The organism is Vibrio caribbeanicus ATCC BAA-2122 (assembly GCF_000165125.1).
GTDB lineage: Bacteria > Pseudomonadota > Gammaproteobacteria > Enterobacterales > Vibrionaceae > Vibrio > Vibrio caribbeanicus.
The window spans coordinates 105,882-119,864 of record NZ_AEIU01000083.1; the positions used below are offsets into that span (position 1 = coordinate 105,882).

The following is a 13,983-nucleotide window of genomic DNA, read 5'->3' on the forward strand; positions in this document are numbered from 1 at the left end:
TGCACTATCCTCCGCTCAAAAATCGAATAATCGAGTTAGCTCGCTATAACTTGTTTGACCACATCGTAATTTTGCTAGTGCAGATTCTTTCAGTGATGGCATCCTACTGTTTCTCACGCACAGTTCTAACTCGCTTAGTGAGGCGTTTTGAATAATCGCATCGCGCATTGCTTGATTAATATAAATGAATTCGTAGATGGCGGTGCGCCCCGAATATCCAAGGTGGCAATTCTGACAACCTGAATCACTGGCTGTATAAAGAGTCGTATTGCCTTCCAATGTGCTTTCTCGTGGTAGCTCAGTGACATCGTCTTTTATGACTTTGCAGTGATGACAGAGTTTTCTCACTAACCTTTGTGCAATGATTAAGCTGATTGAATAAGCGATATCGAAAGGTTTAACTCCCAGAGACTGAAGCCTCTGTATTGATTCTAAGGCCGAGTTTGTGTGTAATGTTGATAACACCAAGTGACCAGTCTGTGAAGCTTGAGCAACGAGTGTGGCTGTTTCTTCGTCCCGAACTTCACCTATCATCATGACGTCGGGGTCTTGTCTTAATAGGGCTCTGAGAGAATGTGAGAAACTCATTCCTATCTGAGGACTAACCGATACTTGGTTGATTCCTGGAATATTGATTTCAACGGGCTCTTCGATTGTTGATATATTTAGAGAGTTTGTATTGATTTGGTTCAGGCCTGCATAAAGGGTTGTTGTCTTTCCACTTCCCGTAGGGCCGGTAACGAGGATGAGACCTTGTGTTTTACCCAAAGCTTGTTTGAACAGTTTTTCTTGTTCGGCATTAAGCCCTAAAATTTGGACGCTGGATTCTTTTGCTTGGGTTGGAAATATTCTCAGCACCACTTTTTCTCCACACATTGTGGGTAACGTTGATATACGTATGTTGACAGTCTCACTGGGTTCCAACTGAAACTGAATTTTTCCATCTTGTGGAAGCCTACGTTCTGCGATATCAAGTTTGGCGAGAATTTTTAGTCGAGATGTAAGTCTGTTACAGAATTGCCGAGTGAGTTGATCAGTTTCAATAAGTACTCCGTCACAACGAATCCTCACGCGATACCGATGCTTATAAGGTTCAACATGAATATCAGAAGCACCTTTCTTTAGAGCACAAGTAATTAGATTTTGGATATATTGATTCAATGGTGTGTTTGTGTTGTCGGACCTTAGGTAGGGGGTTAGTGGGCCTTCTTTTTGCTCTTGGGTTAATGATAGGTCATGTAAAATGAATTCTGGTGGTTGTGTTATGGCTCTTGACTTTATTTGCCCCACATAGAGCTCATCGATTACGGTACTGATCTGCTCATGGCTTGCAATGACTAATTCAATATCTTTGCCGCTGGTAAAACGAAATTCTTTTTCTATCTCTGAATTGGATGGATCGCTGATTGCTAAACATATTTTTTGTTTTGACGTTTTTATAGGTAATGCGGAGTGCCTTATGATGAGAGTTGTTAAATTATCAACATCATACACGCTGGAACAGTTAAAATTGTGGATATTGACACAAGGAAGACCATAAATTTTAGCAATGTGGGAGGCTAAGCACTCCGATGTTAGTAATTCTAGTGCTGTAATCGCATCAATGAGCGACTCTTGATGTTGTTTGAGATGATCTTCAAGTTGCTCTGTCTGCTGCACGGTCAAAATTTGTGCCTGCTTTAATTTAGTCAATAGTGGGTTACGCATGACGTCTCAATCACACTCATATGTGTTAATAAATGAATCTAGGTCGCTGATACACTCCCAGTTCCCGTTAATGAGTCGAGTGAAAGTAATTTCTTTATTGATCAAGCGTGCGCTTACTTTTGATGAGTTAAACGTAAAGACGAGAGAGCCGTAGCTCTCAGGCGTATTTTGATAAGTTAGGGTACCGAGGCTTGAGTATGGCAAGTTGAGTTGAGAGCCTGAATAGGGAAACTGTCCCTCAGAAATTAAGTAAGCTTCAATATTCATCTTATGTGTAGCAAGTGAAGTCATTGCTGAGGATATCTGAGCCTTCTCTATGTACTGATGATATTGTGGCAAGGCTATGGAAGTTAAAACACCAATAATTGTAATAACAATCATCAGTTCTATTAAGGTAAATCCTTTGTAATAGTCTGCTGATGCCATTCGCATAATCAAGCCTCGGTAAGTCTATTATGATGAGCTTACAGGGTATTTTTATTGGATTGTGTAAGGAATTCAGAGGTGTGTAAAAATCGACTTATACTTATGAAAATAATACTTTATTGTATTGATGAAATATTACAGCGAGTGAAGCGCTGCGATAAATAGACAGTAATAGAGTTCATGTACCTAAGTATCTTGATGTCATCGAGGGACATGAACTCTATTAACTGGAATTTTTGAAAATTAGTCGTCAAATCGCATCGAAAGATCCATGGCTCGTAAATTCTTAGTTAATGCGCCGACAGAAATATAATCAATACCAGTTTCTGCGTATTGCCTGATAGTTTCTGAGGTGATGTTGCCCGAGTTTTCAAGAGCAGCCCTGCCAGCGTTTATCTTGACGGCTTCTGTCATCATGTCAGTAGTAAAATTATCCAACATGATAATATCAGCTCCGGCATTGATTGCTTCTTCTAATTCCTGCAAGCTCTCGGTTTCAACTTCAACAGGTTTGCCGGGATGTAAGGTTTTTGCTGTTTTTATGGTTTGGGTAATGCCCCCATTAGCAATAATGTGATTTTCTTTGATAAGAAAAGCATCGAAAACACCGATACGATGATTGAAGCCTCCACCACATGCTACTGCGTATTTGAGTGCATTACGTAGGCCAGGAATAGTTTTTCTTGTGTCTAGAAGTTTGCAATCCGTTCCTTCTATCAATTTGGCATATTCGGCCACTGTTGTTGCACAACCTGATAGGGTTTGAATAAAGTTCATTGCATTTCTTTCACCAGTTAGTAGAGCTCTTGAAGGGCCGTTCAACTCACATAATTCCTGGTTAGGGGAGACCTTATCACCATCTTTGACAAACCAAGTGATGGTCACCTGTCCCCCAAGTTGTTTGAACACTTCATCAGCCCATGCCTGGCCACAAAACACTCCTTGCTCTCGGGTTATGATTTTTGCTGTACTTTGTTTATCTTCGGCAATGAGACTAGCAGTGATATCTGCATTAGGATCAAGTGTGCCACCAAGATCTTCTTTTAATGTCTCTTCAACTGAACGAGTGATATCCTGTGGTAATTGTTTGGTTAAGTAATTTAGGCGCTCTTGGCTGTTGTGTGTGTCTTTCATTGCGGCTTCACTGGCAGTTTGATCAATTGAGCCAATGATACGATGACTCTAATGGAAATTCAGCCATTAATCTCGCTTTTCGTCATCAAAAAGATAAAATCAAAGCATATAACTCAAACAATGAAACGCACTATGATTGATGAAAATGGTTGGTATAAAGACGCAAAGCATGTGCCTTCGCCTTTTTTTGATAAAAGAGCGAGTAAAAAAGATATCTCTTTGCTTGTTATTCATAACATCAGTTTACCCCCAAGAGAGTATGGAGGGCCTTATATTGAACAGTTGTTTATGGGAAAACTAAATCCAAAAGAGCATCCTTTCTTTAAATCTATTCATAAGTTGAAGGTTTCGGCACACTGCTTGATAAAACGTGGTGGAGACATAGTTCAATTTGTTTCATTTTACGACCGAGCATGGCACGCTGGTGAATCTTGTTTTGCTAAACGTGAAAAGTGTAACGATTATTCTATTGGTATAGAATTAGAGGGGGATGATGCCACGGCTTATACAGAAGAGCAGTACCGATCATTAATCTCTCTTTCCCGTTCGATCATGATTCGTTACCCTGAGATAACGCCATTTCGAATCACAGGGCATCAATATATTGCACCATTACGGAAAACGGATCCTGGCCTGTCTTTCGACTGGCCTCGTTTTCGGAGTGAGTTAACTGGTACTTAGTTGCCAGATATAATCATGCCCTACAAGCTTTCTTGGTATTCGATTAATATTTGTTCGACCCAATTAGCAATTCTGGCGTCACTCATTTCGTATTGAGAGTCTTCATCGAGGGCTAATCCGACAAAATGTGTTTTGTCTGCAGTGAGCGCTTTGGAAGCATCAAATTGGTAACTTTCATCATTAGGCCAATAGCCGACAAAATGTGTACCGGTTTTTTTAAGTTCATCATGGAGCATTCCCATGGCATCCAGATACCACTCTCCGTAACCTTCTTGATCTCCTAGCCCAAAGAGGGCAACGGTCTTCCCTGTCAAAACTGTTGATCCTATTTGATCCCAAAGTTCATTCCAATCTTCTTGAATTTCTCCAAAGTCCCACGTTGAAATACCAAGTATCAGTAGGTCATAATCTGTCATTAGAGAGAGAGGGGAGTCTTTTACATTATAAATATCGACAAGATCTTCACCCAAAATAGAACGTATTTTTTCTGCCGCCATTTCGGTATAGCAGGTTGTTGAGCCATAAAAGAGACCAATTTTCATAATGCTGTTTGTCTTTATCAATAAGGATTGGGGAATTTTAACCTCAAAAGGGCGAGGTTTGCAGCGAATATTGTTACTCGGGGCGGATTTTTGTGGCTTTCTGAGCATTAGGGATTTACATTGATGCCCATATTGATAGTCCGGAGTTCATTTTGTCCCAGCAAATATTGCCAGATCAACCCGTTGTTGAACAATTTTTAGATGCCATGTGGATGGAGAGGGGGTTATCTGAAAATACGTTGTCCTCATATCGTAATGATCTATTTAAACTTTTAAAATGGATGTTCGAAAATAATTATCGACTTAACTTTATCAGTATTTCAGGTTTGCAGGACTTTCAATCATGGCTTGTAGATGAAGGTTATAAACAGACATCTCGCGCTAGAATGTTGTCTGCTTTGCGGCGTTTGTTTCAGTACATGCATCGTGAAAGACTGAGAAGCGATGACCCTAGCGCACTATTGGTTAGCCCTAAGTTACCGAAGCGTTTACCGAAAGATCTCTCCGAGCAGCAGGTTGATGCTTTACTCTCTGCCCCTGACGCAAATAATCCGATTGAATTACGTGATAAGGCGATGTTGGAGCTTCTATACGCGACAGGTTTACGTGTCACTGAACTCGTCAGCTTGACGATGGAAAATATGAGCCTGAGACAGGGTGTTGTACGGGTAACCGGTAAAGGTGGAAAAGAGCGATTGGTTCCAATGGGTGAGGATGCCATTGAATGGATTGAAACTTTTTTGCACCAAGGTCGGTCTGAGTTGTTAGGAGAAAAAACGTCGGATGTTGTTTTTCCTAGCAAAAGAGCAAAGCAAATGACAAGGCAAACTTTTTGGCATCGGATTAAATATTATGCAATGCTGGCTGGAATTGATTCTGAATTGCTGTCGCCGCATGTTTTACGCCATGCATTTGCTACTCATTTGCTTAACCATGGTGCTGATTTGAGGGTGGTTCAAATGCTATTAGGTCATAGTGATTTGTCCACGACACAAATTTATACTCACGTTGCGACAGAAAGGTTAAAACAATTACATAGTGAACATCATCCAAGAGCCTAGTTTCTTGGGTATGCAATTACATAACTCTAAGGTGAACTCAATGAGCGTCTTACGCCGAATAACATTATTAACACTACCGTTTGTGTTAGCAACGACTACAGTCATGGCTAACGATTTTGATAAAGAAAAATTAGAGAAGCGCTTTGCTAAACTTGGTCTAGAAATCAAAGATATAAAACAGTCGGATGTAAAAGGACTATTGGAAGTTCATACTACTGGTGGCGTTTTATTGGCTTCGCCATCAGGAGAGTATTTCATTGCAGGAACGCTTTATAAAGTAGACGAAAATGGTAAGTATGAAGACGTGATGGCTAAACGCCAAGCTCCTATCAATGCGAAGAAAATTGAATCATTTAAAGATAGTATGATTGAGTTTAAAGCAAAGAAAGAAAAATATGTAGTGACGGTATTTACCGATATTACTTGCGGCTATTGTGTGCGTCTACACAATCAAATACCAGCCTACAATGATCTAGGCATTACGGTTCGTTACATGGCTTACCCTCGTCAAGGTGGAAGCGGCTCTGTGGCCGATCAAATGGCCGCTATCTGGGGAGCAAAAGATCCTCAATCTGCGATGCACGAAGGTAAGGTTGAGCGTAAATTCCCAGAAAAAACACAAGATTTAAGCAAATTCCAAAAGGTCATCAAAGAACATTATCAGCTTGGACGCGAATTAGGAATTAATGGTACTCCCGCCATTTTCCTACCCACTGGTGAGATGGTAGGTGGCTATTTACCGCCAGATCAATTAATCAAGCGTTTGCAACAGACTCAATAGATTATGTTTTAAACACTCATGATTGAAATTCAACGTAGAGAAATACAGGAAGAGAGCTCGCTACCCGAGTCTCTTCATCCACTACTCAGGCGAATATATAGCTCTCGAGGCGTGTTAAGTGAACAGCAATTAAACACGACAGTACGTGCTTTGCACTCATATCAAGAGCTGTTTGGCATCGATACTGCGGTGAAGATGTTATTTGCGGCTATTGAAACCAAGAAAAGAATTATCGTCGTTGGTGATTTCGACGCAGATGGTGCGACAAGCTCGGCACTGTCGGTGCTTGCTCTTCGTATGCTAGGTTCTGACAATGTCGATTACCTAGTTCCAAATCGCTTTGAAGATGGTTACGGGTTAAGTCCAGAAGTCGTTGAACAGGCGATGGAGCTCGGTGCACAAATGATAATGACGGTTGATAACGGGGTTTCTTCAATCGAAGGTGTTAAATACGCCAAGCAATGCGGCATCGAAGTTATCGTGACTGATCATCACTTACCAGGCCATGAGCTACCGATGGCTGATGCTATGGTAAACCCAAACCTCCAGCAGTGTCAGTTTCCATCCAAAGCATTGGCGGGAGTTGGTGTTGCGTTTTACTTGATGATGGCTCTCTGTGTACACATGCGTAACGTCGGCTGGTTTTCTAGACAAAGTATGTCAGAGCCCAAGTTAATGGAATTGGTTGACTTGGTTGCACTGGGTACGGTAGCTGATGTTGTGCCCTTAGATAAGAATAACCGAATCCTTGTGCATCAGGGGCTGCAGCGTATTCGTGCGGGAAAAGCGAGACCAGGTATTCAAGCCTTAATAGAAGTCTCTAAACGTGATGCTAAGCGACTTATTGCCTCTGATTTTGGATTTGCTCTTGGACCGAGAATAAATGCAGCTGGTCGACTCGATGATATGTCATTCGGTGTTGAACTTTTGATGAGCAATAATATCCATGCTGCACGACGAATGGCTAGTGAACTGGATGGTTTAAACCAGTCCCGCAAAGAAATTGAAGAAGGAATGAAGCAAGAGGCAATGGCATTTTGTGAGCGTCTTCAATTCGGTGACAAGGATATGCCATATGGACTGGTGCTGTTTCAAAGAGACTGGCATCAGGGGGTCATTGGTATTTTGGCTTCTCGGATTAAAGAAAAGTTTCACCGTCCCGTGATTGCTTTTGCCGATGGTGGAGGGGGAACGATAAAAGGTTCATGTCGTTCTATTCCAGGGTTACATATGCGAGATGCTCTTGATCGTATCGATAAACAAAACCCTGGCCTTATTTTAAAATTTGGTGGGCACGCTATGGCTGCAGGTCTTAGTATTGCTGAAAAGGACTTTGAGTGCTTTTCTTCGTTGTTTGATCAAGCGGTTAAACAAGATTTGGATGAGGCAGCATTAAAAGGTGTTATTTTGTCTGATGGAGAGTTAATTCCTGAAGACTTTTCACTCCATACAGCAGAGGCTCTAAGATCGGGTGGCCCTTGGGGGCAAGCTTTTCCAGAACCTATTTTTGATGGTGAATTTAAAGTACTGCATCAAAAGCTAGTCGGAGAAAAACACTTAAAATTAATGCTTGAGCCTTTGTTTCGAGGCCAACCAACCAATTTAATGCTGGACGGTATCGCATTTAATATCGATTTACGCCGTTGGCCAGATGCATCGACGAAGACGGTACGATTAGCTTATAAATTGGATATTAATGAGTTTAGAGGTAATCAATCCCTTCAACTATTGATTGATCATATTGAAGCTCATTAAGCTCTCCTAAAAGCCGCCAACGATTAGGAGCCCGTAATTTCGGGCTCCACTCCGTACCTTCTGCTGCGTTGTTTTTTATTCGTACTAAACTTACCTCCGTGTTCAGCGACAAGTTCATTACTTTGGGTATAAGGCCCATAACCATATGTAAAAAATGGAGCTTTTTTGAGTAAATAAATTGGTCTGACCAATTTGGTTGTTGTTTTAGTTAATGATGTAACTTCAATACTCGATACAAGTTCTGTTCTATACTTTGACACGATTTTTGTCTGGCACTTGTGTTTGATTTGTGTTAGTTTTCTGGTCAATCTAAAATTGGTAATACCAATTGACTGTAAGAAGAAGAATGACAATTATGGCTTATCAAAGGATTCGTCAGCCAAAACTCTCTGATGTGATTGAACAAGAATTGGAAAGGTTGATTGTGGAGGGAACATTGTCTCCTGGTCAGCAACTGCCTCCAGAGCGTGAGTTAGCAAAGCAATTTGATGTATCTCGCCCTTCGGTCAGGGAAGCGATTCAGCGTTTAGAAGCGAAAAAACTTCTCAATCGTCGTCAGGGGGGAGGAACCTTTGTTAGTGAAAATATTTGGACGAGTTTTTCTGATCCTCTCCTCAATTTGTTGTCTAGTCATTCTGAAACGCAGCTTGATTTACTTGAAACGCGTCATGCGATGGAAGGTATAGCAGCGTACTTTGCAGCAGTTCGTGGTACCAAAGAGGATTTTGCTCGCATTGAGGCTTGTTTGGCAAATATTAGTCGAGAACAAACCAAAAAAAATGTAGAGGCTGAAGCTGCATCAGTAATGCAGTTCCTCGTTGCGCTCACAGAGGCTGCGCACAATGTTGTATTACTCCATATTGTGCGAAGCCTTGCGCCATTACTTGAGCAAAATGTCTTACAGAATTTAAAGCTCTTACATCGCCGCGACGAAGTTGTGGAGAAAGTAAGTAAACACAGAGCTAATATCGTGGATGCGATTGTTTCAGGTCAACCTGAAAAAGCACGTGAGATGTCTCATTCACATTTAGCCTATATCGAAGAAACATTGTTGGATTTGACTCGTGAAGAATCTCGTCGAGAGCGTTCTTTACGCCGAATTCAACAGGGTAGTGACTCGGAATAAATGACGACGTCATTACTTTAAAATAAGTAGATCCAACCAATAGAAGGATAGATCGCCATGTCTGATATGAAGCATGACGTAGATGCACTGGAAACTCAAGAATGGTTACAAGCACTTGAGTCAGTTGTTCGTGAAGAAGGTGTAGAACGTGCTCAGTTCTTATTAGAGCAAGTTCTAGACAAAGCACGTTTAGACGGTGTTGATATGCCAACGGGTATTACAACCAACTACATCAACACGATCCCTGCAGATCAAGAACCTGCTTACCCAGGTGACACGACACTTGAGCGCCGCATCCGCTCAATCATTCGCTGGAACGCGATTATGATCGTTCTGCGCGCGTCGAAAAAAGATCTGGACTTAGGCGGTCATATGGCGTCTTATCAGTCATCAGCATCCTTTTATGAGACCTGTTTTAACCACTTCTTCCGTGCGCCAAATGAGCAGGACGGTGGTGACTTGGTTTATTATCAGGGACACATCTCTCCTGGTATTTATGCGCGTGCTTTTGTTGAAGGCCGCCTCACTGAAGACCAACTGGATAATTTCCGTCAAGAAGTCGATGGTAAAGGTCTTCCCTCATACCCTCACCCTAAATTGATGCCTGAATTCTGGCAATTCCCAACGGTATCAATGGGTCTTGGTCCAATCTCTGCGATCTATCAAGCTCGTTTCTTGAAGTATTTAGATGGACGTGGCCTGAAAGATACTTCTCAACAACGAGTATATGCGTTCCTCGGTGATGGTGAGATGGACGAACCTGAATCACGTGGTGCTATCTCTTTTGCTGCTCGAGAGAAGCTAGACAACTTGTGCTTCCTAATTAACTGTAACTTACAGCGCCTAGACGGCCCAGTTATGGGTAATGGTAAGATCATCCAAGAGTTGGAAGGTCTATTCAAAGGCGCTGGCTGGAACGTTGTTAAGGTTATCTGGGGCAACAACTGGGATTCTCTGTTGGCGAAAGATACAACAGGCAAGCTTCTTCAGCTAATGAATGAAACTATCGATGGCGATTATCAGACATTCAAAGCAAAAGACGGTGCGTATGTGCGTGAGCACTTCTTTGGTAAATACCCTGAAACAGCAGCACTTGTTGCAGATATGACAGATGCTGAGATTTTTGCACTGAAACGTGGTGGTCACGAGTCGTCGAAACTTTATGCTGCATACAAAAATGCAGAAGAGACGAAAGGCCGTCCAACCGTCATCCTAGCGAAAACCGTAAAAGGTTACGGCATGGGTGAAGCTGCTGAAGGTAAAAATATCGCGCACCAAGTGAAGAAGATGGATATGACCCACGTTCTTCAATTACGTGATCGTCTTGGCTTGCAGGAACTTCTTACTGATGATGCAGTGAAAGAACTTCGCTATCTGAAATTAGAAGAAGGTTCAGCAGAGTTTGAGTACCTTCACGCGCGTAGAAAAGCGCTTAAAGGTTACACACCACAACGCACACCTAAATTTAGCCAAGATCTCGCAGTCCCAGAGCTAGAGGAATTTACACCGCTACTGAATGAACAAAAGCGTGAAATTTCTACCACGATGGCATACGTTCGTACTTTGAATATTCTTCTTAAGAATAAAGGTATAGGTAAAAATGTAGTGCCAATTATTTGTGATGAAGCACGTACATTTGGTATGGAAGGCCTATTCCGTCAAATTGGTATCTATAACCCGCACGGCCAGGAATACACTCCTGAGGATCGCGGTGTTGTTTCGTACTACAAAGAAGATACGTCTGGACAAGTACTTCAAGAGGGTATCAATGAGCTTGGCTCAATGGCATCTTGGGTTGCAGCTGCAACATCGTACTCGACCAACGATTTGCCTATGATCCCATTCTACATTTATTACTCCATGTTTGGTTTCCAACGTGTTGGTGATATGGCTTGGATGGCGGGGGATCAACAAGCTCGTGGCTTCTTACTGGGTGCAACCGCAGGCCGTACGACACTAAACGGTGAAGGACTCCAGCATGAAGACGGTCACTCACACATCATGGCTGGTACTATTCCTAACTGTATTTCGTATGACCCAACATTTGCTTACGAAGTGGCGGTAATAATGCAAGATGGTATTCGTCGGATGTACGGTGAGAATCAAGAAAATGTATTCTACTACCTGACACTGATGAATGAAAACTATGCGATGCCATCTATGCCTGAAGGTGCAGAAGAAGGTATTCGTAAAGGTATTTATAAACTTGAGAGCCATTCTGGAAAACGTGGTAAAGGCAAAGTTCAATTGATGAGCTCTGGAACCATCATGAATGAAGTTCGTAAAGCGGCACAAATCTTAAGTGAAGAATACGGCATCGCTTCTGATGTCTACTCTGTTACTTCATTTAATGAAATCACTCGCGATGGACAGGCAGCAGAGCGCTTTAATATGCTACATCCAGAGGCTAAGGCTCAAGTTCCTTATATTACGAAGTTGATGGGTAAAGAACCCGCGATTGCAGCGACAGACTACATGAAGAATTATGCAGATCAGGTTCGTGCATTTATGCCATCTGAGTCTTATAAAGTTCTTGGTACTGACGGCTTTGGTCGTTCAGATAGTCGTGAGAATTTGCGTCGTCACTTCGAAGTTAATGCAGGCTACGTTGTTGTTGCAGCACTAACAGAACTTGAGAAGCTTGGAAAGGTTGATAAATCAGTGATTTCTGAAGCTATCAAAAAGTTCGACATTGACACTGAGAAAACTAACCCGCTGTACGCTTAATAAATAAGGTAGAAAAGAAATGGCAATCGAAATTAATGTACCAGATATTGGTGCGGATGAGGTTGAAGTTACTGAAATTCTTGTAAGCGTTGGCGACAAGGTTGAGGAAGAACAGTCTTTAATTACTGTTGAGGGCGATAAAGCTTCTATGGAAGTACCCGCATCGACAGCAGGTATCGTAAAAGAGATCAAGATTACAGAAGGGGATCAGGTTTCAACTGGGTCTCTAATCATGATTTTCGAAGCTGAGGGTGCAGCCGCTGCAGCACCTGCTCCAGCTGAAGCGACAATTGCTCCAGCTGCAACGGCATCAGAACTTAAAGAAATACATGTGCCAGACATCGGTGGCGATGAAGTTGAAGTGACTGAAATCATGGTTGCGATCGGTGATAGTATCGATGAAGAGCAATCATTGATCACCGTTGAAGGTGACAAAGCTTCAATGGAAGTACCTGCTCCTTTTGCTGGAACACTGAAAGAAATTAAAGTTGCCGCAGGCGATAAAGTTTCCACGGGTTCTCTGATTATGGTTTTTGAAACAGCAGGTTCTGGTGAAGCTGTTGCTTCAACTGCAGAGACGGTTGCTACTGCACCTGCAGCGGCTTCTCAACCTGCGGTAGCTTCTGAAAAAGAAGTTAATGTTCCAGATATCGGTGGAGACGAAGTTGAAGTCACTGAAATCATGGTTGCAGTGGGCGATACTGTTGATGAAGAGCAGTCGTTAATCACTGTCGAAGGTGACAAAGCATCGATGGAAGTACCAGCACCATTCGCTGGTACTGTTAAGGAAATTAAGATCGCTACAGGCGATAAAGTTTCAACTGGCTCTCTTATTATGGTGTTCGAAGTTGCTGGTGCTGCACCTGCACCTGTCGCGGCACCAAAACAAGCGTCTGCTGAAGCTCCTGCTCCTAAGCCAGCTCCTGTGGCTCCATCTGCGGCAGCGCCAGCAGCGACGGGTGACTTCCAAGAAAACAGTGAGTACTCCCACGCTTCACCAGTTGTACGTCGCTTGGCTCGTGAGTTCGGTGTCAATCTTGCTAAAGTCAAAGGTACTGGCCGTAAGAGTCGTATCCTAAAAGAAGATGTTCAAGCTTATGTGAAAGAAGCGCTTAAGCGTCTTGAATCTGGCACGGCAGCTTCTGGTAGCGGAGACGGCTCAGCGTTAGGGCTCTTACCTTGGCCAAAAGTAGACTTCAGTAAATTTGGTGAAACTGAGGTTCAAGCTCTATCACGCATTAAGAAAATCTCTGGCGCGAATCTACATCGAAACTGGGTGATGATTCCGCATGTGACTCAGTGGGACAATGCTGACATCACAGAGCTAGAGGCTTTCCGTAAAGAGCAAAACGCTATCGAGGCGAAGAAAGACTCTGGAATGAAGATAACACCATTGGTGTTTATTATGAAAGCCGCGGCTAAAGCACTTGAAGCCTTCCCTGCTTTCAACTCTTCTTTGTCTGATGACGGAGAGAGCCTCATCCTGAAAAAATATGTCAATATTGGTATCGCTGTTGATACACCTAATGGTTTAGTCGTACCAGTATTTAAGGATGTCAATAAGAAAGGTATTTACGAGCTTTCTGAAGAACTTATGGTTGTTTCGAAAAAAGCGCGTGCAGGAAAACTGACAGCTGCAGATATGCAAGGTGGCTGCTTTACCATTTCAAGCTTGGGTGGCATTGGTGGCACTGCATTCACTCCAATCGTGAATGCACCAGAGGTTGGTATTCTTGGCGTATCTAAGTCTGAAATGAAACCAGTATGGAACGGTAAAGAATTTGAGCCTCGTTTACAGTTGCCTCTTTCTTTATCGTACGATCACCGCGTGATTGATGGTGCAGAAGGCGCACGCTTCATTACTTATTTAAATGCGGCACTATCTGATATCCGTCGTCTAGTTCTTTAATTAATGGTTAGGGGAGGGAACCCCTCCCCTAAGTTGAATAATTGGTCGATGAGTCGCTGACAGAAAATATACTGAACAGGGTTCTGTCAATGAATTGTCGGTTAGCTCACAGGTCAAATGGATTTACTTTTCAC

At 42.5% G+C, this 13,983-nt stretch carries 11 protein-coding genes; 7 read left to right on the plus strand and 4 right to left on the minus strand.

Translation table 11 applies throughout. From position 1 onward, the window contains the following. Window positions 1–15: 15 nt before the first annotated feature. From RH40_RS13485 to nadC, 3 genes are all read right to left on the minus strand, one after another. Window positions 16–1,707: a GspE/PulE family protein gene (locus RH40_RS13485; RefSeq protein ID WP_009602116.1), complete on the minus strand. Its 1,692-nt coding sequence runs from the start codon at window positions 1,705–1,707 to the stop codon at window positions 16–18. A gap of 6 nt (window positions 1,708–1,713) precedes the next feature. After that, on the minus strand, window positions 1,714–2,139 hold the full coding sequence (locus tag RH40_RS21190; RefSeq protein ID WP_009602117.1) for a pilin: 426 nt from the start codon (window positions 2,137–2,139) through the stop codon (window positions 1,714–1,716). A gap of 237 nt (window positions 2,140–2,376) precedes the next feature. Further along, window positions 2,377–3,267: a carboxylating nicotinate-nucleotide diphosphorylase gene (gene nadC, locus RH40_RS13495; RefSeq protein WP_009602118.1), complete on the minus strand. Its 891-nt coding sequence runs from the start codon at window positions 3,265–3,267 to the stop codon at window positions 2,377–2,379. A gap of 132 nt (window positions 3,268–3,399) precedes the next feature. Here nadC and ampD point away from each other — a divergent pair, with 132 nt between their 5' ends. Beyond that, entirely contained in the window at window positions 3,400–3,948 is a 549-nt protein-coding gene (gene ampD / locus RH40_RS13500) for a 1,6-anhydro-N-acetylmuramyl-L-alanine amidase AmpD (RefSeq protein WP_039954728.1), read from the plus strand. A gap of 20 nt (window positions 3,949–3,968) precedes the next feature. On the opposite strand, the gene fldB is transcribed toward ampD, so the two are convergent. Next, window positions 3,969–4,490, minus strand: a complete 522-nt coding sequence (gene fldB, locus RH40_RS13505; protein WP_009602120.1) for a flavodoxin FldB — start codon at window positions 4,488–4,490, stop codon at window positions 3,969–3,971. A 152-nt stretch (window positions 4,491–4,642) separates the two neighbouring features. On the opposite strand from fldB, the gene xerD reads away from it, so the two are divergent. From xerD to aceF, 6 genes are all read left to right on the plus strand, one after another. Further along, window positions 4,643–5,551 (plus strand): site-specific tyrosine recombinase XerD, encoded by a 909-nt coding sequence (xerD, locus tag RH40_RS13510; protein ID WP_009602121.1) that lies wholly within the window; start codon window positions 4,643–4,645, stop codon window positions 5,549–5,551. A 40-nt stretch (window positions 5,552–5,591) separates the two neighbouring features. After that, entirely contained in the window at window positions 5,592–6,332 is a 741-nt protein-coding gene (locus RH40_RS13515; protein WP_009602122.1) for a thioredoxin fold domain-containing protein, read from the plus strand. A gap of 18 nt (window positions 6,333–6,350) precedes the next feature. Further along, window positions 6,351–8,087, plus strand: coding sequence for a single-stranded-DNA-specific exonuclease RecJ (recJ, locus tag RH40_RS13520; protein ID WP_009602123.1), 1,737 nt, complete (start codon window positions 6,351–6,353; stop codon window positions 8,085–8,087). A gap of 355 nt (window positions 8,088–8,442) precedes the next feature. Continuing rightward, window positions 8,443–9,213 (plus strand): pyruvate dehydrogenase complex transcriptional repressor PdhR, encoded by a 771-nt coding sequence (gene pdhR, locus RH40_RS13525; protein WP_009602124.1) that lies wholly within the window; start codon window positions 8,443–8,445, stop codon window positions 9,211–9,213. Between the two features lie 57 nt (window positions 9,214–9,270). Further along, a complete protein-coding gene (aceE, locus tag RH40_RS13530) occupies window positions 9,271–11,940 on the plus strand; it encodes a pyruvate dehydrogenase (acetyl-transferring), homodimeric type (protein ID WP_009602125.1) in 2,670 nt (889 codons plus the stop codon). Window positions 11,941–11,959: 19 nt separating this feature from the next. After that, a complete protein-coding gene (aceF, locus tag RH40_RS13535; RefSeq protein ID WP_009602126.1) occupies window positions 11,960–13,849 on the plus strand; it encodes a pyruvate dehydrogenase complex dihydrolipoyllysine-residue acetyltransferase in 1,890 nt (629 codons plus the stop codon). Window positions 13,850–13,983: the final 134 nt, after the last annotated feature.

Bases quoted from the DNA above. Each gene is read 5' to 3' on its own strand.
- RH40_RS13485 (WP_009602116.1), bottom strand. From the start codon at position 1,707: ATGCGTAACCCACTATTGACTAAATTAAAGCAGGCACAAATTTTGACC.
- RH40_RS21190 (WP_009602117.1), bottom strand. From the start codon at position 2,139: ATGCGAATGGCATCAGCAGACTATTACAAAGGATTTACCTTAATAGAA.
- nadC (WP_009602118.1), bottom strand. From the start codon at position 3,267: ATGAAAGACACACACAACAGCCAAGAGCGCCTAAATTACTTAACCAAA.
- ampD (WP_039954728.1), top strand. From the start codon at position 3,400: ATGATTGATGAAAATGGTTGGTATAAAGACGCAAAGCATGTGCCTTCG.
- fldB (WP_009602120.1), bottom strand. From the start codon at position 4,490: ATGAAAATTGGTCTCTTTTATGGCTCAACAACCTGCTATACCGAAATG.
- RH40_RS13515 (WP_009602122.1), top strand. From the start codon at position 5,592: ATGAGCGTCTTACGCCGAATAACATTATTAACACTACCGTTTGTGTTA.
- recJ (WP_009602123.1), top strand. From the start codon at position 6,351: ATGATTGAAATTCAACGTAGAGAAATACAGGAAGAGAGCTCGCTACCC.
- pdhR (WP_009602124.1), top strand. From the start codon at position 8,443: ATGGCTTATCAAAGGATTCGTCAGCCAAAACTCTCTGATGTGATTGAA.
- aceE (WP_009602125.1), top strand. From the start codon at position 9,271: ATGTCTGATATGAAGCATGACGTAGATGCACTGGAAACTCAAGAATGG.
- aceF (WP_009602126.1), top strand. From the start codon at position 11,960: ATGGCAATCGAAATTAATGTACCAGATATTGGTGCGGATGAGGTTGAA.